The 21,060-nt window shown below is 58.9% G+C and carries 20 protein-coding genes and 1 other RNA gene; 8 read left to right on the top strand and 13 right to left on the bottom strand.

What is annotated here, in order from left to right; genetic code table 11:
- Positions 1–29 precede the first annotated feature (29 nt).
- The 12 genes from ftsW to rsmI all read right to left on the bottom strand — a co-directional run bounded on the left by ftsW (position 30) and on the right by rsmI (position 12,528).
- Positions 30–1,208, bottom strand: a complete 1,179-nt coding sequence (gene ftsW, locus ACKF11_RS11840) for a putative lipid II flippase FtsW (protein ID WP_407993089.1) — start codon at positions 1,206–1,208, stop codon at positions 30–32.
- A complete protein-coding gene (murD, locus tag ACKF11_RS11835) occupies positions 1,205–2,566 on the bottom strand; it encodes a UDP-N-acetylmuramoyl-L-alanine--D-glutamate ligase (RefSeq protein WP_407997214.1) in 1,362 nt (453 codons plus the stop codon). The genes ftsW and murD overlap by 4 nt, the downstream gene beginning before the upstream one ends.
- 20 nt (positions 2,567–2,586) lie before the next feature.
- On the bottom strand, positions 2,587–3,672 hold the full coding sequence (mraY, locus tag ACKF11_RS11830) for a phospho-N-acetylmuramoyl-pentapeptide-transferase (protein ID WP_309566226.1): 1,086 nt from the start codon (positions 3,670–3,672) through the stop codon (positions 2,587–2,589).
- Positions 3,672–5,024, bottom strand: a complete 1,353-nt coding sequence (locus tag ACKF11_RS11825) for a UDP-N-acetylmuramoyl-tripeptide--D-alanyl-D-alanine ligase (RefSeq protein ID WP_407997213.1) — start codon at positions 5,022–5,024, stop codon at positions 3,672–3,674. The genes mraY and ACKF11_RS11825 overlap by 1 nt, the downstream gene beginning before the upstream one ends.
- Positions 5,021–6,445: a UDP-N-acetylmuramoyl-L-alanyl-D-glutamate--2,6-diaminopimelate ligase gene (locus ACKF11_RS11820; RefSeq protein ID WP_407997212.1), complete on the bottom strand. Its 1,425-nt coding sequence runs from the start codon at positions 6,443–6,445 to the stop codon at positions 5,021–5,023. Before ACKF11_RS11820 ends, ACKF11_RS11825 begins: the two co-directional genes overlap by 4 nt.
- Entirely contained in the window at positions 6,442–8,193 is a 1,752-nt protein-coding gene (locus tag ACKF11_RS11815) for a peptidoglycan D,D-transpeptidase FtsI family protein (protein ID WP_407997211.1), read from the bottom strand. Before ACKF11_RS11815 ends, ACKF11_RS11820 begins: the two co-directional genes overlap by 4 nt.
- Complete coding sequence (ftsL, locus tag ACKF11_RS11810; RefSeq protein ID WP_407993094.1) at positions 8,190–8,450, bottom strand: cell division protein FtsL; 261 nt, start codon at positions 8,448–8,450, stop codon at positions 8,190–8,192. The genes ACKF11_RS11815 and ftsL overlap by 4 nt, the downstream gene beginning before the upstream one ends.
- Positions 8,450–9,415: a 16S rRNA (cytosine(1402)-N(4))-methyltransferase RsmH gene (gene rsmH / locus ACKF11_RS11805; RefSeq protein WP_407997210.1), complete on the bottom strand. Its 966-nt coding sequence runs from the start codon at positions 9,413–9,415 to the stop codon at positions 8,450–8,452. Before rsmH ends, ftsL begins: the two co-directional genes overlap by 1 nt.
- Positions 9,412–9,858 carry a division/cell wall cluster transcriptional repressor MraZ gene (gene mraZ, locus ACKF11_RS11800; RefSeq protein WP_407993096.1) on the bottom strand — a complete coding sequence of 149 codons (447 nt, stop codon included), beginning with the start codon at positions 9,856–9,858 and terminating at the stop codon, positions 9,412–9,414. Before mraZ ends, rsmH begins: the two co-directional genes overlap by 4 nt.
- A gap of 375 nt (positions 9,859–10,233) precedes the next feature.
- An RNA gene (rnpB, locus tag ACKF11_RS11795) (RNase P RNA component class A) lies at positions 10,234–10,538 on the bottom strand.
- A 75-nt stretch (positions 10,539–10,613) separates the two neighbouring features.
- Complete coding sequence (pyrC, locus tag ACKF11_RS11790) at positions 10,614–11,648, bottom strand: dihydroorotase (protein WP_407997209.1); 1,035 nt, start codon at positions 11,646–11,648, stop codon at positions 10,614–10,616.
- Positions 11,649–11,682: 34 nt separating this feature from the next.
- Positions 11,683–12,528, bottom strand: coding sequence for a 16S rRNA (cytidine(1402)-2'-O)-methyltransferase (gene rsmI / locus ACKF11_RS11785; protein ID WP_407997208.1), 846 nt, complete (start codon positions 12,526–12,528; stop codon positions 11,683–11,685).
- Between rsmI and ACKF11_RS11780 the strand changes: the two genes are divergently transcribed.
- The 6 genes from ACKF11_RS11780 (at position 12,520) to ACKF11_RS11755 (ending at position 17,760) form a co-directional block, all read left to right on the top strand.
- Positions 12,520–14,160: a penicillin-binding protein activator gene (locus ACKF11_RS11780; protein ID WP_407997207.1), complete on the top strand. Its 1,641-nt coding sequence runs from the start codon at positions 12,520–12,522 to the stop codon at positions 14,158–14,160. The genes rsmI and ACKF11_RS11780 overlap by 9 nt on opposite strands.
- Entirely contained in the window at positions 14,157–14,498 is a 342-nt protein-coding gene (locus ACKF11_RS11775; protein ID WP_309566216.1) for a YraN family protein, read from the top strand. Before ACKF11_RS11780 ends, ACKF11_RS11775 begins: the two co-directional genes overlap by 4 nt.
- Before the next feature lie 29 nt (positions 14,499–14,527).
- Positions 14,528–15,121, top strand: coding sequence for an SIS domain-containing protein (locus ACKF11_RS11770; protein ID WP_407993100.1), 594 nt, complete (start codon positions 14,528–14,530; stop codon positions 15,119–15,121).
- Positions 15,122–15,123: 2 nt separating this feature from the next.
- Complete coding sequence (locus ACKF11_RS11765; RefSeq protein WP_309566214.1) at positions 15,124–15,708, top strand: BON domain-containing protein; 585 nt, start codon at positions 15,124–15,126, stop codon at positions 15,706–15,708.
- Positions 15,709–15,792: 84 nt separating this feature from the next.
- A complete protein-coding gene (locus ACKF11_RS11760) occupies positions 15,793–16,116 on the top strand; it encodes a DUF3579 domain-containing protein (protein WP_309566213.1) in 324 nt (107 codons plus the stop codon).
- A gap of 108 nt (positions 16,117–16,224) precedes the next feature.
- A complete protein-coding gene (locus tag ACKF11_RS11755; RefSeq protein WP_407997206.1) occupies positions 16,225–17,760 on the top strand; it encodes a cyclic-di-GMP receptor FimW-related protein in 1,536 nt (511 codons plus the stop codon).
- Between the two features lie 35 nt (positions 17,761–17,795).
- Here ACKF11_RS11755 and ACKF11_RS11750 read toward each other — a convergent pair whose 3' ends face one another.
- Positions 17,796–19,055, bottom strand: coding sequence for a sensor domain-containing phosphodiesterase (locus ACKF11_RS11750; RefSeq protein ID WP_407997205.1), 1,260 nt, complete (start codon positions 19,053–19,055; stop codon positions 17,796–17,798).
- A gap of 207 nt (positions 19,056–19,262) precedes the next feature.
- Here ACKF11_RS11750 and trxA point away from each other — a divergent pair, with 207 nt between their 5' ends.
- Entirely contained in the window at positions 19,263–19,589 is a 327-nt protein-coding gene (gene trxA, locus ACKF11_RS11745; RefSeq protein ID WP_226757751.1) for a thioredoxin TrxA, read from the top strand.
- A 134-nt stretch (positions 19,590–19,723) separates the two neighbouring features.
- Positions 19,724–20,983 carry a transcription termination factor Rho gene (gene rho / locus ACKF11_RS11740; RefSeq protein WP_230348981.1) on the top strand — a complete coding sequence of 420 codons (1,260 nt, stop codon included), beginning with the start codon at positions 19,724–19,726 and terminating at the stop codon, positions 20,981–20,983.
- Positions 20,984–21,060 lie beyond the last annotated feature (77 nt).

Raw genomic sequence — 21,060 nt, 5'->3', positions numbered from 1 at the left:
GCAAATCCCTTTGAATATCGTGTTATCCATCATGCCGGCAATCCCTTTTGAAGGCGCCTGTTTTCCCAATCGACCCTAAGTAGGATCGCCAAGGCAATGCAGTTCGCCAGAATGCCGCTGCCGCCGAAAGACAGCAATGGCAGGGTCAGGCCCTTGGTCGGCAGCACGCCCATGTTCACGCCGATATTGATGATGCTCTGCACGCCGATCCAGACGCCTATGCCCTGCGCAAGCAAGGCGGAGAAATAACGCTCGTTGGCGACGGCTTCCTTGCCGATGCGGAAGGCGCGGATCACCAGCCAGGCGAACAGGCCGACCACCACCATGACGCCAATGAAGCCGAGCTCCTCGGCAATCACCGCCATGAGAAAGTCTGTATGCGCTTCGGGCAGGTAGAGTAGTTTTTCCACGCTGGCGCCCAGGCCGACGCCCAGCCATTCGCCGCGTCCGAATGCGATCAGGGCGTGGGAAAGCTGGTAGCCCTTGCCGAACGGGTCGGCCCAGGGGTCCATGAATCCGATCACGCGCTGCAGGCGGTAAGGCGAACTCCAGATCAGCCCCACGACCGCCACCGGCAGCAAAGCCATCAGGCCGACGAAAATACGGGCGTTGATGCCGCCGAGCCAGAGAATCGCCATGGAAATCGACACGATCACGCTGAACGCGCCGAAGTCGGGCTCGCGCAGCAGCAGCCAGCCGACCACCACCATCACCGCCACCATGGGCAGGAAGCCGCGCTTGATGCTGTCCATCACTTCCGCCTTGCGGATGGTGTAGTCCGCGACATAGATCGCGGCAAACAGCTTCATGAATTCCGAAGGCTGCAGATTGATGACGAACAGCGACAGCCAGCGCTGGCTGCCGTTGACGTTGCGGCCGACGCCGGGAATCAGTACCAGCACCAGCAGGAACAGGCCCAGCAGGAACAGATACGGCGCCATCTTCTGCCAGAACCGGGTCGGCACCTGGAATGCGAGCAAGGCCGCCGTCAGGCTGATCACCAGGAAAATGGAGTGGCGCACCAGGAAATAGGTCGGCTGGTGCCCGGTCATCTTGTCGGCCTCCGCCAACGCAATCGAGGCGGAATACACCATGACCAGGCCGATGCCGAGCAGGATCAGCGTTACCCAGACCAGGCCCTGGTCATAAGTCGACGATGAGGAGGTCAGTCGGTCGCGCCCGCTCAGCATGTACATCATGTTGTTCATGCCCGCACCTCTCTTTTCTGCAGGCCATTGACCGCCTGCACAAACACCTCTGCGCGGTGCACGTAATTGCGGAACATGTCCAAGCTCGCGCAAGCGGGCGAGAGCAGCACGACATCGCCGATGTCCGCCAGGCCGAATGCCTTCACCACGGCATCTTCGAGAGTATCGGCATGCTCCAGCGGCACGCCTGTGTCCTGCAATGCATCAGCAATCATCGCGGCATCACGCCCGATCAGCACTACACCGCGCGCATGCCCGGCCACGGGCGTTTGCAAGGGAGAAAAATCCTGTCCCTTGCCATCGCCGCCAGCAATCAACACCAGCTTGCGGTTCAAGCCGTTGAGCGCCGCGACGGTAGCGCCGACATTGGTGCCCTTGGAGTCATCATAAAAGGATACGCCATCGACATCGGCCACCCATTGCACACGGTGCGGCAAGCCCTTGAAATCGCGCAATGCCTGCAAGGCAACAGCCTCGTCGATATCGAGCACGCTGCATAAAGCCAGCGCCGCGAGGGCATTGGCTGCATTGTGCAGACCTGTAATCCTCAGGTCGGCTACCGGCATCAGCTTGCGCTGTCCGCGGGCAAGCCAGGCTTCGCCGGCGTCATGCAGCAGGCCGAACTCCTGTTCATTACGCGGCACACCTAGGCCGAACGTTAGCTGGGCAATACCGTCAACTGACATTTCCCGGCTCCATATGTCGTCGGCATTGAGCACCTGCAGTCCGGCATGGGCGAAAATGCGCGCTTTGGCATCGGCATACGCCTGCATGTCGGCATAACGGTCCATGTGGTCTTCGCTGATATTGAGCACCGTGGCGGCATCCGCCTTCAGGCTATAGGTAGTTTCGAGCTGGAAGCTGGAGAGCTCGAGCACATAGACATCCGCCGCGTCGTCGATCACATCCAGCACTGGCAGGCCGATATTGCCGGCCACGACTGTCCTCAGGCCCGCGGCCTTGCAAACCTCGCCCACCAGCGTAGTAACAGTGCTCTTGCCGTTCGCGCCTGTAATCGCAATGACCTTGGCATGCGCCGGCTTTGCCTGGGCAAACAGCTCGACATCGCCCACCACCTGCACGCCGCGTTTGATGGCAGCCTGGATTTGCGGCTCGGCCAATGGCACGCCTGGACTGGCCACGATCAGTTCCGCACCCTGGAATGCATCCTCGGCGAAAGGCCCCAGATGTACCGCAATACCGGGAAACTCCTGCTTGACTGCATCAAGGCCCGGCGGCAGCTCACGGCTGTCGGCAACGGACAGGCGTGCGCCCTGGCGAGCGAGCCAGCGCAATGCCGAAAGGCCGGTATCTCCCAGCCCCAGCACCAACACCTGTTTGTCCTTGAGTTGCAGCATATATCCTTTAACCTGTTTCCTTATCTCAGCTTCAACGTGGAGAGGCCAACCAGCACCAGCATCATGGTGATGATCCAGAACCTGACCACGACTTGCGTCTCTTTCCAGCCCTTGAGCTCGTAGTGGTGATGCAGGGGCGCCATTCGGAATATCCGCTTGCCCGTGAGCTTGAACGACCCCACCTGCAGCATCACCGAAATGGTTTCCATCACGAACACGCCGCCCATGATGAACAGCACGATTTCCTGGCGCACGATCACGGCCACGGTGCCCAGCGCAGCTCCCAGCGCCAGCGCGCCGACGTCGCCCATGAACACTTCTGCGGGATAGGCGTTGAACCAGAGGAAGCCCAGGCCCGCGCCGCCGATCGCCGCACAGAACACAGTGAGTTCACCTGCCCCAGGCACATAGGGCACGCCGAGGTACTTGGAGAAATAAAGATGGCCCGCCACATAGGCAAACACCGCCAGGGCGCTCGCCACCATCACGGTGGGCATGATCGCGAGGCCGTCCAGCCCGTCGGTCAGGTTGACCGCGTTGCTGGTGCCGACAATCACGAAATAGGTCAGCACGATGAAGCTCACCACGCCCATCGGCAGCACCAGATGCTTGAAGAACGGCACGATCAGCTCGGTCTCCGCCGGCACCGTCGCGGTATAGAACAAATAGGCCGCAACGCCCGCGCCTATCAATGACTGCCAGAAATATTTCGCCTTGGCCGACAATCCCTTGGGATTGCGGTAGACTACCTTGCGCCAGTCATCGACCCAGCCGATCACGCCGAAACCCAGGGTCGTGATCAGCACCACCCAGACGAAACGGTTGGAAAGATCGGCCCAGAGCAAGGTCGAGACTGCAATCGCGATGAGGATCAACGCGCCGCCCATGGTCGGGGTGCCCGCCTTCACCAGGTGGGTTTGCGGGCCGTCATCGCGTACGGATTGCCCCACCTTGTATTCGGTGAGCTTGCGGATCAGCTTAGGCCCCACCAGGAAGGAAATCGTCAATGCCGTCAATGTCGCGAGGACGGCGCGCAGCGTGATGTAATTGAACACATTAAAGCCGCGAATATCCTGGGCCAGCCAACGGGCGAGTTCGAGCAGCATTATGGTTTCTCCTTTTGTTCTTGCAGCAAGTCGACGACACGCTCCATGCACATGAAGCGCGACCCCTTGACCAGCACAACGGTATCGGCATCCAATGCCGGTAGCAGGAATGCCGCCAGGCTTTCCACCGTCTCGTGATGGCTCGCGCCACTGCCGTATGCCTCCACGGCCTTGGCAGACAAGACGCCCAGCGCATGCAGGGCATCCACGCCTGCCGCTTTGGCATAAGCGCCCAATTCGGCATGCAAGGCCGCTTCGTTCTCGCCCAGCTCGCCCATGTCGCCCACGACAAGCAACCGTTTTCCAGACTGGCTGGCAAGCACGTCGATCGCGGCTCTCATTGAAGCAGGATTGGCGTTGTAGGTATCATCGATCAGCAATGCGCCGCGCCTGCCGGACTTGCGCTGCAGCCTGCCCTTGACGCCGGAAAAACCGGCAAGGCCCCCGGCAACCGCATCCAGCGGCACGCCCATGGACAAGGCGGCGGCTGTGGCGGCCAGCGCGTTCCTGATGTTGTGCAGACCAGGCACGGGCAAGCGCAATGCGCATTCGCCGGCAGGCGTGCTCAATTGCAGGTCGCTGCCTTCTGAATGCAGCGCATAATCCGCCGTGACGTCTCCGGCATTGAGGCCGAAACGCACGATGCGGTGCCGTCCTGCCAGGGACTGCCATAGGCCGGCAAACGTATCGTCGGCATTGATCACCGCCACGCCGTCATCTGCCAGGCCTTCGAAAATCTCGCCCTTGGCTTTCGCCACCCCCTCGACGGAACCCAGGCCGCCCAGGTGCGCGGCAGTCGCATTGTTGATCAATGCCACGTCCGGGTGGCCGATCCGTGTGAGATAGCTGATCTCGCCAATATGGTTCATGCCCATTTCCACCGCGGCATAGCGATGGCGCTCACGCAACCTTAGCAGCGTAAGCGGCAGTCCGATGTCGTTGTTCAGGTTGCCCTGGGTCGCAAGCACGGCGTCATCCGCGCCTGCCGCGACCCGCAGGATCGCTGCCAGCATTTCCTTGACGCTGGTCTTACCGTTGCTGCCGGTAATAGCCGCCACGGGGATGCTGAACTTCCGGCGCCAATAGGCGGCCAATTGACCCAATGCAAGACGGGTATCTTCAACCAATACAGCAGGCGTTGCTCCTACAACTTGGGAAACCAGAACAGCCGCCGCCCCTTCGGTCAAAACAGCCTTGGCATAATCATGTCCATCGAATCGCTCACCCTTGAGCGCCACAAACAACTGCGCTGGCTCCAGCTTGCGGCTGTCCGTGCCTACGGACTGGACCAGCACGTCGGCGCCGATCAGAGTGCCACCCGTTGCCTTGGCGATTTCGGATAGATACATCATGTGGCGACCCCTAAGATGTTGGCCGCCACAGCAGCATCATTGAATGGATGCCGTACGCCTGATATTTCCTGGTAATCCTCATGCCCCTTGCCCGCGATCAGCACGACGTCGCCCGCCTGCGCCGACCTGATTGCCTGGATAATGGCTTTTTCCCGATCGGGCTCCACCTGGGCCGGACCATGCAAGCCAGCCACCACCTCGGCAATGATCGCCTCGGGGTCCTCACCGCGCGGATTGTCCGAAGTCACGATCACCTTGTCTGCCAGTCTTGAAGCGACTTCCGCCATCAGCGGGCGCTTACCTTTATCCCGGTCGCCGCCGCAACCGAATACGCAAATGAGGCTGGCCTTTGCCTGCTCGCGCAAGGCAAGCAATGCCTTTTCCAGCGCATCGGGACTATGCGCATAATCCACCACGACCAATGGCTGGCCGCCGCCGCCCAGTTGCTGCATGCGTCCGGGTGCCGGCCGGATTTCAGCCAAGACGCGCGCTGCGTCTTCGAGTGCGACTTCCGAGGCAAGCAATGTCGCCAATACGGCGAGCAGGTTGCTGGCATTGAAGCGCCCCACCAGCTTGGCATGCACTGCAGCCTCGCCTTGAGGACTCTGCACTTGCATGTGCAGGCCCTCGGCATCGAAATGCAAATCATGGCCGCGCACGTCCCCGCCGCTCAAGCCATAGCTCAGCACATGCTTGCCCTTGGCTTTGAGCTCGCTCAGCAGCTCCCGGCCAAAGGCATCGTCCTGGTTGAGGATGGCGGTCTGCACGCCGTCAAAACGGAACAACTTGCGCTTGGCGCCGGCGTAGCTCGCCATATCGCCGTGATAATCCAGGTGGTCGCGTGTCAGGTTGGTCAGCACGGCGACCTTGAAATCAATACCATTCACCCGCCCTTGGTCCAGTCCGTGCGAGGAAACCTCCATCGCCGCCACTTCAGCGCCCGCTTGCAGGTAATCGGCAAGCATGGATTGCAGCAAGATAGGGTCAGGCGTAGTGTTCGCGGCAGCGGACAAGGCATCCGGAAAGCCGTTGCCCAAGGTGCCGATCACCACCGCCTTGCGTCGAAGGGCGTTGAACGCCTGCGCCAGCCAATGACTGCAGGAGGTTTTTCCATTGGTGCCGGTCACGCCTATCATCCAGAGTTGGCGGGACGGGTGGCCGTAGAATTCTCCGGCGATGGCGCTTGCCTTGCGACGCAAACCTGTTACAGGCTGGTTGGCAACGGCCCATGAAGGATTCCAGTCAAATCCCTCCTGCTCCCATATCACACCGGCCGCTCCGTTGGCGATGGCCTGCTCGATGAAACGGCGCCCATCGGCCTGTTCGCCCGGATAGGCAAGGAACAGGCTGCCCGCGGAAGCACGGCGGCTGTCCGAAGTCATGCCGGTGAAATGATGGCGATCAAGGCTGGGCAGGCTCATACCACCTCCTTGATCTCGGGCAGGTCGTCGACAGGGATCACGACATTGTTGTTCGGCGCATCCTGCGGGATCGCCAGCATGCGCAACGCGCCCGACATCACCTTGCTGAATACCGGGGCGGCCACCGTACCGCCGTAATATTTGCCGCCACTCGGGTCGTCGATCATCACCGCAATGATCAAGCGCGGGTTGGATGCAGGCGCAAAACCGACAAACGAGGATACATAGTGGTTTGCCTGGTAGCCGCCCACGCCGGGCTTGTGCGCCGTCCCGGTTTTACCTGCGACGCGGTAGCCCAGCACCTGTGCCCGAGGAGCGGTACCGCCAGGCTGGATAACAGTCTCCATCATGTCGCGCAGGTGATGCGCAGTTTCGGGGGTATAAACCTGATGGCCAACAGGAGGCTCCTTGAGCTTGAGCAGAGAGACCGGCAGCAAGGCGCCATCATTGGTGAATACGGTGTAGGCACGCGCCAGCTGCAGCAAGGTCAGGCTGAGGCCATGGCCATAAGACATGGTGGCCTGCTCGATCGGGCGCCAGGTCTTGTAATTGCGCAGTCTTCCGGAAGCTTCGCCGGGAAAGCCGATACGCGTCACGGAGCCGAACCCGACCTGGTTATAGATGCTCCACATGTAATGCGGCTCCAGGCTCAGCGCCATCTTAGCCGAACCGATATTGGAAGACTTCTGAATGACCTGCGCAACCGTCAGAACGCCTTGCGGGTGCGCATCACGGATCGTGGCCTTGCCGATGCGCATGGCGCCGGACGATGTATCGATGAGCGTGCTAGGCTTGTACTGTCCGCTATCGAGGGCTGCCGCGGCAGTAAACGGCTTCAGCGTCGATCCAGGCTCGAAAGTGTCGACGATCGCCCGGTTGCGTGAACGGCCCCCGGTCAGGTTCACCGGGTTGTTCGGGTTGTAGCTGGGGACGTTTGCCATCGCCAGCACTTCGCCGGTCTTGGCATCCAGCACGACCGCAGAACCTGCCTTGGCCTTGTGCTCTTCCACCGCCGCCGCCAGTTCGCGATAAGCCAGGTATTGAAGCTTGCGGTCTATGGAAAGCGCCAGGTCGCGGCCATCCTGCGGAACCTTGACTGCCTCGAGGTCTTCGACGATACGCCCTTGCCTGTCCTTGATCACGCGGCGGCTGCCCGGCTTGCCGGACAACCATTTCTGGGAATGCAGCTCGAAGCCCTCCTGGCCGTTATCGTCAATACCGGTGAAGCCGACAAGGTGAGCAGTCACTTCCCCAGCAGGATAATAACGGCGGTATTCTCTCTGCATGAAAACGCCAGGAATACCGATGCTCATCACCTGTGCGGCAAGCTCAGGCGGCAGGCGGCGCTTGAGATAAACGAATTCACGCTGCGTGTTATCGAACTTGGATTTGATCGCTTCCGGCTTGAGTTTGAGGATGCCTGCCAGTTTCGCCAATTGCTCAGGCGAGACCTTCACGTCTGGCGGGCTGGCCCAGATGGACTCCACAGGCGTGCTGATCGCCAGCGGCTCGCCGTAACGGTCGGTGATCTTGCCGCGGTGCGCGGGCAGGCTCAACAGGCGGCTATAGCGCGCATCGCCCTTTTGCTGCAGAAAGGATTTATGCACGCTCTGCAAATAGACGCTGCGCCCCAGCAGCACGGCAAAACCGCACAGCACCAGCACCAACAGGAGGCGACGGCGCCAGACCGGCAGCCTGACCACGACCCGCGGCTTCGACCCCACGCGCATGCGCATCGCCCCCATCATGGCGCGACCACCTGTATGCGGCTTGGATCAGGCACCTGCATGTTCAGGCGCCGCTCGGCGATCTGCTCGATGCGGGAATGCATGGCCCACGTGCTTTGCTCCAATTGCAGCTGGCCCCACTCTATCTCGTATTGCTTGGCCGCATCCTCTTGCTGCTGCAGCTCGATATAGAGCTTGCGCGCCTTGTGCTGTGACGTAATGACGCCCAGCGCAGCCACTATCACCACCAGGAAGAGGATCAGGTTAAGCTTGGCCATTATTGCACCGAGGTCCTTTCCGCAACGCGCAATACGGCGCTGCGTGAACGCGGATTGCGCCTGACCTCGGCATCGCCCGGGCGCACCGCACGTCCGACCGCCACCAGGCGGGGCTGCGGCAGATCTTTCGCACGCACGGGGAAATTCGCAGGCAAGTCATCCCTGTCCTGCTCGGCACGGATAAAGCGTTTCACAATGCGGTCTTCCAGCGAGTGGAAGCTGATCACCGCCAAGCGCCCTTGCGCTGCCAATAGCGGCAGACACTGAGGAAGGGTCAGCGACAATTCCTCAAGCTCCTGATTGATGAAAATCCGTAAAGCCTGAAAGGTGCGCGTCGCCGGATCTTGGCCAGGCTCGACTTTTGGGACCGCCCCTGCCACGATCTTGGCAAGTTGTCCGGTAGTGGAGATGACCACCCCTCCTGTGCGCTGCGCAACAATCGCCCTTGCAATCTGTTTAGCAAACCGTTCTTCACCATATTCCTTAATTACCCCCGTCAGTTCTTGTTCCGTTGCAGCCGCGACGAACTCTGCCGCTGTCTGTCCACGGCTTTGGTCCATGCGCATATCGAGCGGGCCGTCAAACCTGAAGCTGAAGCCGCGCTCGCCCTCGTCGATCTGTGGAGATGAAATTCCCAGATCCAGCAACACACCATCTACTTTTTGAATATTCAGATCCGCCAGGACTTCCGCCATGGCGGCAAAATGACTGTGGACGATCGTAAAACGCGCATCCTGGATACCCCGTGCGGCCTCAACGGCGGCCAGGTCGCGGTCCAGCGCCACCAGGCGCCCTTGCGGTCCGAGTTTTTCCAGTATCTTGCGGCTATGCCCGCCCCGGCCGAACGTGCCGTCGACATAAATGCCGTCAGGCTTGATCGCCAGTGCCTCCACCGCCTCGTCCAACAAAACCGTTACATGCTGAGAAACCTGGGGAGCGGGTACATGGCGAACGCCAGCACTCACAGCGAAAAACCCTCCAACTCGGCAGGCAACTCCATATTCTCGGACGACATCACCTGCTGCAACTGGGCCCGCCAGGCCTCCATGCCCCAAAGCTCGAAGTGGCTGCCCTGCCCCACCAGCATCACCTGCTTCTCCAACCCGGCAAACTCCCTCAATACCGGGGAAACCAGCAAGCGGCCGGCGCTGTCCAGCTCGACGTCTTCGGCAAAACCCACCAGCAAGCGCTGCAAGGCACTGGACTGGCGGTCGAAACTGGAAAGCGCCATCACCTTGGATTGGATTGGCTCCCAGGCAGGCTGGGGATACAGGAGCAGACAACGATGTGGATGGGCAGTCAGGACAAGGCTGCCCTCGCTTTGAGCGTGCAGGGCGTCACGGTGCTTGGCTGGCACAGCCAGCCTGCCTTTGGCATCCATATTTAATGACGTCGCACCGCGAAACATGAGGTCCCTTGGCCGATACCAGCGTTTAGCGCGCTGGCATCGGCATTAAATTTTGTCAGATCGGGAGATGGGTAATTGCCAACCATCCGGAGATGAGCAATCAACTTTGATCAACAATTACCCACAAAACTCCACTTTTCTCCACTAACACCCACTATAGATAAAAAAAAATGGCAATGCAAGGGCTTTTTTAGGATTTTTCCTTTATGGGACAATGACTTAGATGATTTTCGTGAGAAAATTTTTATCCTTAAAAAATAAGGAGATAGGAAATTTAGTGAAAGTGCTTTATGAGAAACAGTTGCGAGGTGGCTGAATTTTGGTATGGGGAAGTATTGGCAGGGAAAGAATCTATATTCGACTATCTTGGAACAAGATTGAAGCTGGCCGGTAAGCCGGGTTCTGTCCCCGCAGTGCGGGTGGCAGCCATTCATCTAGGCCTAGCGTTGCCGCTAGGCTCAAGCAACCTACCCGGTAGCAGCGCGAGCCACGCCATTGCTACCCTATTTGGTCTTGCTCCGGATGGAGGTTACCGCGTTTCACGTCCACCTTGCGGCTTACTCGTCTCTGTGGCCCTATTCCTCGCCTCACGGCGTACGGCCGTTAGCCGTCATCCTGCTCTATGGAGCCCGGACTTTCCTCCCCTCGCTTGCGCGAGCGGCGGCTGCCTGGCCAGCTTCGGCGCTAGTGTACCACACGCACCTTCCAGCCTGATGCGCCATAAGACCAAGGCAACACCGCGCCGAAGCAGATAGCTATTTCAGGCGCCAGGCAATTGTGCTGCTTGCCCGCAAGGGTACCAGCTCTTCGTCAGCAAACGGCAGGCTTGCTGGAACTTCCCATGCGTTCTTTTCCAGGGTGATCTTGTCCGCATTGCGCGGCAAGCGGTAAAAATCAGGCCCATGGAAGCTTGCAAATGCTTCCAGCCCGTCCAACGCGCCAGCCTCATCAAACACTTCGGCATAAAGCTCGATCCCGGCATGCGCGGTATACATGCCGGCGCAGCCACAAGCCGCCTCTTTTGCGGATTTCGGATGCGGCGCGCTATCGGTGCCCAGGAAGAATTTGGAATCGCCGGAAGTCGCCGCCGCGACCAAGGCCAGGCGATGCTCCTCGCGCTTGAGTACCGGCAGGCAATAATGATGCGGACGAATGCCTCCGTTGAACATGGCATTGCGGTTCATGAGCAGGTGGTGCGCCGTGATGGTGGCAGCGACGTTCTCCGACGCCCCGGCGACGAACTCGGCCGCATCCCTGGTCGTAATGTGCTCAAATACCACCCGCAATCCCTGGAAACGCTCCAGCAACGGAATCATATTGCGCTCGATGAACACCCGCTCGCGGTCGAACACATCCACATTGGCATCGGTCACTTCGGCATGCACCAGCAAGGGAACCCCGTGCTTCTCCATGGCCTCCAGCGCCTTGACGCAATGCCCGAGGTTGGTCACCCCTGAGTCGGAATTGGTGGTAGCTCCGGCAGGGTAAAGCTTCACGCCATGCACGATGCCGCTGTCCTTGGCCAGGACAATTTCATCGGCACTGGTGTTATCCGTCAGGTACAAAGTCATCAACGGCTCAAAACTTGAACCGGCAGGCAATGCCCGTACGATACGTTCACGATAAGCGCGCGCCAATGCCGTAGTCGTCACCGGCGGACGCAGGTTGGGCATGACAATCGCCCGCCCGAAGCGCCTTGCGGCATCCGGCAACACCGCAGACAAGGCCGCGCCATCGCGCAAATGCAGGTGCCAATCATCAGGGCGTGTGATGGTGATGGTAGTCGTCATGAAACTCTCTATATTTAATATCTAACAATATGGTTCAGGATTGCTTGAGACTGAGCGCCAGCTCATACAGCGCATTCTTCTTGGCTCCGGTAATCTCGGTCGCCAGCTTGACCGCCTGCTTCAGGGGCAGTTCATCCAGCAGCAACGTCAATACGCGTTGCACCTCGGCATCGACGGGAGCAACCTCCTTCGCCGGTGCAGGCTCCACCAATAGCACGAATTCGCCGCGCTGGCGGTTGGCATCCTCCTCCAACCAAGCCCGGGCTTCCGCCAATGGCAAACGGTGTATGGTTTCAAAGGTCTTGGTCAGCTCGCGTGCAATGGTGAGCGTACGTTCCGGCCCGAGCACGGCAGCCATGTCTGCGACACTATCGAGCACTCGATGCGGAGCCTCGTAGAACACCAGGGTCACCGCCACCTCCGCAAGTGACTGCAGGGCCGAACGGCGTTGACTGCCGCCGGCCGGGAGGAATCCATGAAACTGGAACCCGGGCGTCGCGATCCCCGCCACAGAAAGCGCAGCCACCACTGCGGATGCACCCGGTATCGGTACCACCCTGATTCCGGCCTCATGCGCCATCGCAATCGCCACAGCGCCCGGGTCGCTGATGCCGGGCGTGCCCGCATCGCTCACCAGCGCGACAGATTCGCCCGCCTGCAAGCGTTGGATCAATTGCTCGCCCGCCTTGCGCTCGTTGTGCTCATGCACGGCCACCAGTTTTTTCTGGATGGCGAAATGCGACAGCAGGCCTGCTGTGTGCCGCGTATCTTCCGCCGCCACCACATCAACCGCCTTGAGCACATCCAACGCCCGTAAGCTGACGTCTTGCAGGTTTCCAATTGGCGTAGCTACCACATATAATGTCCCACTATGATTCAACGACTGCTCGCCCTTCTGTATTTCACATGGATATTGCTGCCGGCCCAGACAATAGCAGCGACCGCCAGCCCGAATGCCGTGCCGCCGGAAACGCGTTTTCAGGAAGGCATGGCATGCCTGCAGGCCCAGAATATCGACTGCGCCGCCCTGGCGCTCAACCGGATTCCCAGCCAATCGGTCCATGCCAAGCTCCTGGCAGGCAATATTGCCGCCGCACAACAGGATTTCGACTCCGTTTTCCGGCTGTTGTTGCCTTTAAAGGCCAACACTTCGCTCGACAACGAGGCAGCCGCAAGTTTACACGCAAGCCTCGCGCTCGCCTATGAGCAAGAGCCCGACCCCTTGCGAGCGCTGGAGCAGCGCGTCGCAGCGGAACGCTTCCTTGACGATGAGCAAGGCCGTGCCGAGAACCACAAGAAAATCTGGAATGGCCTGAGCAACCTGAGCCGGAACGACCTGGTCAATATCCGTGGCGAAAGCCCGGACACGGACATCCAGGGCTGGATCGACCTCGCGCTGGCAGCCCAGGAACAAGACGAGAGCGCGCTTAAAAACTGGCCGGACTTCTATCCAGGCCACCCTGCAAGCAAGGGATTCAGCCAGGCGCTACTCTCCCAGCGCCCCGAGGTCCCAGCCCCTAGCCCAATTGCGGCGCCTGTCGGTCCTGGCGGCAAGATCGGCGTCATCCTTCCGTTTGCGGTGGAGGCCTATTACCCCGCTGCCGATGCGATAGAGCAGGGATTTGCCGCCGCCCAATCCCAAGCGCAAGACCACCGAGAGCTCACGCTGTACGCCACCGACGGCAATCCGGCCAATATTGCCGAAACATACCGGCGCGCAGTCGATGAGGGCGTGCAGATAGCCCTGGGGCCGTTGACACGCGATGAAGTCACACGCCTGGGCCAGCAGGACCTCGGCATCCCGACCCTGGCGCTCAACCAGCCCGACTCCACCCCGGGCAAGACGCCCAACCTATATATCTTCGGCCTGTCGCTTGAAGGGGAGATTGCCCAGCTTGTCAGGCTGGCGCAACGCCTGGGCATGCAAACCGCAACTATAGCAGCCGGCAGCAACCACCTGGCTGAACGCATGGCGCAAGCGTTCGGCAATGCCTGGAACGACGCGGGCGGCCGCATCACTCAACAACTGACGTTTGCCGAGGACAGCAACCTGACTGAACTGCAGGCCAAAATCACATCCAACCCATCCGACCTGATTTTCCTGGCGGCGAATTATGAAGAGGCGAGAGTCATCCGTCCTTACCTCGACACCGCGACCCCGACATTCGCGACCTCGCATATCTATGCCGGCATTCCGCAGGATCCGGAAAACGAGCCACTCAATGCAGTGCGTTTCGTCGATATGCCCTGGCTGCTCGAGCCCGAATCCGCTGCATTTGCAAACCTGCGGCCTGCCGCTTCCGACTTGCCGCCCGGCGAAATGCAACGCTGGTTCGCCTTGGGGGTGGACGCCTACCGCATCCTCGACCATGTGAGCAAACATCCGCAACAAGCGCACACCCTGCAGGGCCTGACCGGAAAAATCAGCATTTCCTCCGATGGCAATATCAGCCGCGAGCTTGCCAGCGGACGTTTCAGCGCACAAGGTGTCGTGCCGGAAACCACGCCTTGAAACAGCTCGGGGATGATGCAGAGGCAATTGCTGAGCGCTACCTGGCAACACAGGGGTTGGCGCTGGTCAGCCGCAACTATCGCTGCCGTTTTGGCGAAATAGACCTGGTGATGAAACAAGGCGACACCGTTGTATTCATTGAAGTCCGCATGCGCAGCCATTCCGCATTTGGCGGCGCAGCAGCCAGCATCAATGCTGCCAAGCAGCAAAAGCTCATCCGCACGGCCGAATACTTCCTGCAACAACATGGCAGCGCCCCTTGCCGCTTCGATGCCGTCCTGTTGAACAAACTGGATACGAACAAAATCGAATGGATTCAGGATGCGTTTGGCGCCTGACGCCCTTCAAACAATACTGACATTACGACATGACTGACCTGCACCACCGCATCGCTGCACATTTTGAAGAGAGCGGACGCCTCAAGCTGGAACTTGCGGAACTATTGGCCGCACCGATCGCCGACTCTGCCGACCTCATCGTGCAGGCCCTGCTCAATGAGAAAAAGATCCTGACTTGCGGCAATGGCGGCTCGGCATCCAACGCACAATATTTCGCGTCGCGCATGCTGAACCGCTACGACCAGGAACGCCCGGGGCTGGCTGCCGTCGCCCTGCCTGCTGATATTGCGACCCTCACCTCGATTGCCAACGACAATCACTTTGAGCAGGTGTTCTCGCGCCAGATCACGGCCCTTGGCCACCAGGGCGACGTGCTGCTGGCGCTCAGCACCAGCGGCAATTCCAAGAATATCCTGCGTGCGATCTCCGCAGCCAAGGATGCAGGCATGCACGTGATCGCCTTCAGCGGCGGGGATGGCGGCGAGCTTGTGGAACTTCTGACCGAAGAAGATATCCATATCGGGGTGCCGCACGAGCACCCCGCCAGAATCCAGGAAGTTTATATGTTGAGCCTGCATTGCATCTGCGATGCAATTGATTGTCTTTTGTTAGGAGTGAATTAATTATGCGCGCACGTACCCTTTCCCCTCTGGCTCCATTGATTCTGGCCGTGGCACTCTCCACCCAGCTCGCAGCCTGCGTACCTGCCGTCATCGGCGGAGCCGCCGCCGGCGGCGCCATGGCGGCTGACCGCAGGACCTCGGGCATTTACATTGAAGACCAGAACATTGAGCTCAAAGCCTCCAATGCCATCAAGCAGGAGCTCGGCGAAAAGAACCACATCAATGTCACCAGCTACAACCGTAACGTGCTGCTCACCGGCGAAGCGGTCGATGCCGCCAGCAAGGAAGCAGCCGAGAAAGCGGTGCGCAATGTAGACAACGTCCGCAATGTCACCAATGAAATTGTGATCGACACCAAGAGCACCTTTAGCGAACGCAACAACGACACTTACATCACCTCCAAGGTAAAGGCACGCCTGGTGAAGGAAAACCGCTTCCCTGCAAACTATGTCAAGGTAGTGACGGAAGCCACCACCGTGTTCCTGCTGGGCCTCGTGACCAGGCAGGAGGCTGAGGACGCCGTCGATATCGCCCGCAGCACCAGCGGCGTGGGCAAGGTAGTCAAGGTATTCGAGTACATTGATTAACAGCGTGCAAGCGTGCACCCAATCGCGCTGCATCGGCTGATTGGGTGCTAGAATGTACTCTCAGATTGGGTTAATGGTTAAGGCATGAGCACGACAGAAAAATCAGGCATCAAGGAAATCATCATTCAGGGTCTGACCCGCGCAGGCAAGCCGTTCCGCCCCAGCGACTGGGTGGACAGGATGTGCAGTACCTACGCCAGCTTTGGCGCTGACCGCAAGCTCCGTTACTCGCCCTACCTCAAGCCGCGCGTGATAGAAGGCGTGCGTTGCCTGGCGGTTGACCTGAAACTCAAGGATACCAACCCAGAAGGCTTCAACCAGCTTATGCATTTTGCCGACGAAAACCAGCTCAACATACTGGATGCCGAAGGCAACAGTATCGACGCGTCCCAAGCAGCAGCGATTTAACCGCCACATCAGCGCCGCGCTCCGTTAAAGCCCTACTAGGCTATATCAAGGCAGTGACAAAACAACCAAGACTATTTACCATCCTCACTTTAAAGGGGGATTTAGGGAATGTTGTTGAATTTGAACGTGCCGGCATTGGTGGACCATCCACTGATTGTTGCAGAAACCAAACCGGCAAAAATCACCAAGTTTCTGAACGCACTCCCCGTCACCAACATCCTAGAGACATCCCAGGCGTTGCAGGAAGAGCTGGAAATCCTCAACCGGCAGAAAGTCGCGCCGGACACCCGCATCAAGGCGCTGGAAACCTACCGGCCAGCCATTGCTTCAGTCACGGAGTCGCTCGCGGCCCATTACTGCAACGCCCCGCTTCCCCTGCCCGAGCAGGACAAGCAATATGCCACGTTGGCCAACACCCTGTGGACCGAATTGGCCTATGGCTACAAACTCGCCCTGCTGGACCTTGAAGCCAGGCTATTCAAGATTGGCGGCGCAAAGCTCCTGAACCTGTGCCTGCATCGCACGCTAGATGCCTTGCGCATGCAGATCGAGATTTATTATGAAACCTACCGGGCGCAGCCTCCTTCGCTCTGGAGCGAGCTGCACCAGCTTTACGCTCTGAGCGTGAAGCGCGGGCTGGAGGCAACGGCAATCGACGACTTGGTACGCAACCAAACGCTGCCCATCAGCCATGTCTACAAACAGGCGCTACTGATCAGCCTGGCCGATCCGCAGCACCTTTCGCAGAAAGACATCAAGCTCACTTCCGATTACATCACGCGCTTCGCCGGCCTTGCCCAATTGCAACGCCCTGAGCCGATGGAAAACCCGGCAGCCATTTTCCTGATCTCGGGCAACCGTGACAAGCCGCCCGTGCCACTGGGCAAGCGCTTACGGAAAGTAGACGAAGAGCACGACTTCTTTCTGCTTACCATGGATCTGGCACGCCAGGTCCACCAGCATATCAAGCAGTGCCAGCAGGGCTCTTTTCCGCCGGAAGCCGGCCTGCCGGAAAATGCGAACCAGCCCCGCTACCAGGACCTGCTGACCTATCTGCTCCGTCACTGGGGCGCTTCCCCGAAGCGCATTTACAACCGCACACCGAAGAATGACGGCATCGAACTGATCATAGGCTTGCCAGCATTGCACACCACGCTGTACGGCAAGATATTGACCGAGGCGGACAATGCGCTCGGAAAACTGCCGCGCAATTCGCGCTGGCAAGCGCTCAATATCAGTGCTGGCGGCATGGCCCTGCGCAAACTGCCGGCGACAGAAGCCCATCTGCACATCGGCGACCTGGTAGGCGTCCGAATAAGCCATACCACCCATTGGGCGATCGGCGTGCTGCGCTGGGCCAGCCATACGGAAAATCGCCACCTGGACATTGGCATCCAGCTGCTGGCGCCAGAAGCGAAACCCGTCAGTATGCAATCCGCCGATGAGCATGCCGTGCCGCTGCTATTGCTGCCCGAAATCCCCACCCTCAAGCAATCGCCTTCCCTGATCGGCGCTCCGGGCAGCTACAGCCCGGCGAAAATCATCGACTTGACGCTTGAGGACGACAGCAGCAAACGCATCATGATCACCCGGCTGATTGAAAGGACCAATCAATTCGATCACTTCCAGTTCAGCACTTTATAAGCACCAGATCAGTGCACCACAATAGGCCTGGCGCACTACTTTGCGCCGAATACCTCGTCCACCCAGTTGAAATCGAAGCACAATACGCTGACCTGCCCATGCAACGCCACCGCCATGGACAGCGTGACGCAGAGCTTGCCCGTCGCAATCGAGAGATAAGGCCGGGTCATCTGTAACGAACCGGGGTTCTGCAATGCCCGGCGCAAATAAGGACGGCGCAGCCAGACGGCGCCGCTCCCGTCGGCCAAAGGCCGGTAGCGCCTATCCGTGACCATTTTTGCACTATCCGCCAGGCAGCTGGCGCCAAGCTGCACCCCTTGCTGGTCCAGCATATAACAACGGTCAGCCCCGTCCAGCAGCAACAATTGATGGAAAGCCTGCTCCGGCGCAACTCCAGCCTGCAGCTGAGACACGGCCAGCATGAAGGCGCCGCGGTAGTAGGCTAGGCATTTCTGGCTCGAATCCAGCGCGGATGAAGCCTGGTAACGTTCAAACAATGAAAATATCTTGTTTTCACTATGCGCTTCATTGAGCGCATGGGCCGGCATGCCGAAATAATGCCCCTGGACCAGGTCGACATCCGTCTCCATCGCCACCATGGCCTCTTCCAGGGTTTCTATCCCCTCAATCAGCACCAGGCTGCCCGCCTCGTGGATCAAGGACACGATCCCAGGCAACAAGCGCCGCGCCATCGGCTTTTGCATGGCCTGCACGATCATGGAGCGGTCCAGCTTGACGATGTCGGGCGATAGCCGCCATATCCGCTCGAAATTGGATTGCCCTGCGCCAAAATCGTCGATTGCCACCAGGCAGCCCAGGTCCTTGTAGAAGCCGACGGATTCGGACAATTGCAGCTCATCGTCGATCGCGCCTTCCATGATTTCCACGACAACCCGCTCCGGCGGCATATCGTTTTCCTTGAGCAACTGCCTGAAAAAAGCGCCATACTGCTTGCCCTGCACAATCACCCGGGGGTCCACGTTCAGGAACAGCCATTCGACACTTTCACGCCCCATGCTGCAGAAATTACGCAAATGCAGGGCTCGCGACAAACGGTCCAAATGCACGATACTGGCCTCGTCCCGGGCCAGCGAAAATATCTGGTAGGGCGACACCTGCCGGCGCCCGTCAATTGCGCGCAGCAATCCTTCGTAGCCGACAACCCGGCAATGCGACAAGCTATAAATCGGCTGGAACGCGCTATACAGCTTTACATGCTCGTAAGCGGCAAACACTTTGCCATGCTCTCCAGGCTCGTCCAGGAACTGGAACTTCCCAGTCGTGTTTTCGGTCATTGATGAAGCCCTGTCATATATCATTGAAGCGGTTCACAGCGCAGATAACAAAAATCCATGCAGCGCAGCAATATCCATGCCTGCATTCAATACTTCACTTGCAGGATTTTTTTCGCTAGGATAGCGGAATTGCTTGGCACGCTATGCCACTATCAAGCTGGTGCGGACACATCACCCAGCATAACCAAACCATCACTAGAGGTTCAAATGAGCGAACATATTACCCATATCAGCGACGATACTTTCGACCAGGAAGTCTTGCAGTCCCAGGTTCCTGTTCTGGTAGACTACTGGGCGGAATGGTGTGGCCCCTGCAAAATGATCGCTCCGATTCTGGACGAAATTTCCAAAGAGTACGCCGACCGCCTGAAAATCGCCAAGCTCAACATCGATGAAAACCAGAATACGCCACCCAAGTACGGCATCCGCGGCATTCCGACCCTCATGCTGTTCAAGAACGGCAATGTGGAAGCGACCAAAGTAGGCGCCCTTTCCAAATCCCAACTGACGGCATTTATTGACAGCAATATTTAATAGCGCTACCCTGGCGCCAGGTTCCGTCTAAAACAACACGCTTAAAGAGCGTCATACGCCACAGGAACCTGGCGGTCATCCTTCAAACAATCCCCGTTTTTGCAGCACATCCGATCTTCAACGAGCCTTCCCATATGCATTTATCAGACCTGAAGCACCTCCCTGTCACCGAACTAGTCGAAATGGCGATCGCCAACGAGATTGAAGGCGCAAGCCGCATGCGCAAACAGGACTTGATCTTTGCAATATTGAAGAACAAGGCCAAGAAAGGCGACAGCATCTTTGGCGATGGCACCCTTGAAGTCCTGCAAGACGGTTTCGGTTTCCTGCGCTCGCCCGATACCTCTTATCTTGCCGGGCCTGACGACATTTATGTCTCCCCTTCGCAGATCCGCCGCTTCAACCTGCATACCGGCGATACAATCCAGGGCGAGATTCGCACCCCGAAAGATGGCGAACGCTACTTTGCGCTGGTCAAGGTGGACAGCGTCAATGGCGAAGCGCCGGAGAACAGCAAGCACAAGATCCTGTTCGAGAACCTGACACCCCTGTTCCCCACCAAGCCGCTGGTGTTGGAACGCGACATCCGTGGCGAAGAAAACATCACAGGGCGCGTCATCGACATGATCGCCCCGATAGGCAAGGGCCAGCGCGCGCTTCTCGTGGCGCCGCCCAAATCAGGCAAAACAGTGATGATGCAGCATATTGCCCACGCCATCACCGCCAACCATCCAGACGTCGTCCTGATCGTGCTCATGATCGACGAACGCCCGGAAGAAGTCACGGAAATGACCCGCTCGGTAAAGGGCGAGGTCGTTGCCTCCACCTTCGACGAACCTGCGACCCGCCACGTGCAGGTCGCCGAAATGGTGCTGGAAAAAGCCAAGCGCCTGGTCGAGCACAAGAAGGATGTCGTGATCCTGCTCGACTCCATTACCCGCCTGGCGCGCGCCTACAACACGGTAGTCCCTGCTTCCGGCAAGGTACTGACCGGGGGTGTGGACGCCAATGCATTGCAACGCCCCAAACGCTTCTTCGGCGCCGCACGCAACATTGAAGAAGGCGGCTCCCTGACCATCATCGGCACGGCCCTGGTGGATACCGGCTCCCGCATGGACGATGTGATCTATGAAGAATTCAAGGGCACCGGCAATTCCGAACTTCACCTCGACCGCCGCATGGCCGAGAAACGCATCTACCCCGCCATCAACGTCAACAAATCCGGCACCCGCCGCGAAGAACTGCTGATCGAGAAGGATGTGCTGCAAAAGATATGGGTATTGCGCAAACTGCTCTATCCAATGGATGACCTGGAAGCGATAGAATTCCTGCTGGACAAACTCAAGGCCACCAAGAACAACGCCGACTTCTTCGACTCCATGCGCAGGGGCTAACGCCAACGGCAGCTAAGGAAAGACGGCTTGGAGAAATTTGCAATTTCTTGACAAGCTTAATATAATGGCCGACTTTC

Source organism: Methylobacillus draconifructus (genome assembly GCF_045984385.1).
GTDB classification, from domain to species: domain Bacteria; phylum Pseudomonadota; class Gammaproteobacteria; order Burkholderiales; family Methylophilaceae; genus Methylobacillus; species Methylobacillus flagellatus_A.
Note: the sequence above shows the minus strand (reverse complement) of the source record. Positions and strands in the feature narration are given on the sequence as shown.

Bases quoted from the DNA above. Each gene is read 5' to 3' on its own strand.
- ACKF11_RS11760 (WP_309566213.1), top strand. From the start codon at position 15,793: ATGAGCACGACAGAAAAATCAGGCATCAAGGAAATCATCATTCAGGGT.
- murD (WP_407997214.1), bottom strand. From the start codon at position 2,566: ATGCTGCAACTCAAGGACAAACAGGTGTTGGTGCTGGGGCTGGGAGAT.
- ACKF11_RS11755 (WP_407997206.1), top strand. From the start codon at position 16,225: ATGTTGTTGAATTTGAACGTGCCGGCATTGGTGGACCATCCACTGATT.
- ACKF11_RS11815 (WP_407997211.1), bottom strand. From the start codon at position 8,193: ATGATGGGGGCGATGCGCATGCGCGTGGGGTCGAAGCCGCGGGTCGTG.
- ACKF11_RS11780 (WP_407997207.1), top strand. From the start codon at position 12,520: ATGATTCAACGACTGCTCGCCCTTCTGTATTTCACATGGATATTGCTG.
- ACKF11_RS11750 (WP_407997205.1), bottom strand. From the start codon at position 19,055: ATGACCGAAAACACGACTGGGAAGTTCCAGTTCCTGGACGAGCCTGGA.
- rho (WP_230348981.1), top strand. From the start codon at position 19,724: ATGCATTTATCAGACCTGAAGCACCTCCCTGTCACCGAACTAGTCGAA.
- mraY (WP_309566226.1), bottom strand. From the start codon at position 3,672: ATGCTGCTCGAACTCGCCCGTTGGCTGGCCCAGGATATTCGCGGCTTT.
- ACKF11_RS11825 (WP_407997213.1), bottom strand. From the start codon at position 5,024: ATGATGTATCTATCCGAAATCGCCAAGGCAACGGGTGGCACTCTGATC.
- ftsL (WP_407993094.1), bottom strand. From the start codon at position 8,450: ATGGCCAAGCTTAACCTGATCCTCTTCCTGGTGGTGATAGTGGCTGCG.
- ftsW (WP_407993089.1), bottom strand. From the start codon at position 1,208: ATGAACAACATGATGTACATGCTGAGCGGGCGCGACCGACTGACCTCC.
- ACKF11_RS11770 (WP_407993100.1), top strand. From the start codon at position 14,528: ATGACTGACCTGCACCACCGCATCGCTGCACATTTTGAAGAGAGCGGA.
- trxA (WP_226757751.1), top strand. From the start codon at position 19,263: ATGAGCGAACATATTACCCATATCAGCGACGATACTTTCGACCAGGAA.
- ACKF11_RS11820 (WP_407997212.1), bottom strand. From the start codon at position 6,445: ATGAGCCTGCCCAGCCTTGATCGCCATCATTTCACCGGCATGACTTCG.
- mraZ (WP_407993096.1), bottom strand. From the start codon at position 9,858: ATGTTTCGCGGTGCGACGTCATTAAATATGGATGCCAAAGGCAGGCTG.
- ACKF11_RS11765 (WP_309566214.1), top strand. From the start codon at position 15,124: ATGCGCGCACGTACCCTTTCCCCTCTGGCTCCATTGATTCTGGCCGTG.
- pyrC (WP_407997209.1), bottom strand. From the start codon at position 11,648: ATGACGACTACCATCACCATCACACGCCCTGATGATTGGCACCTGCAT.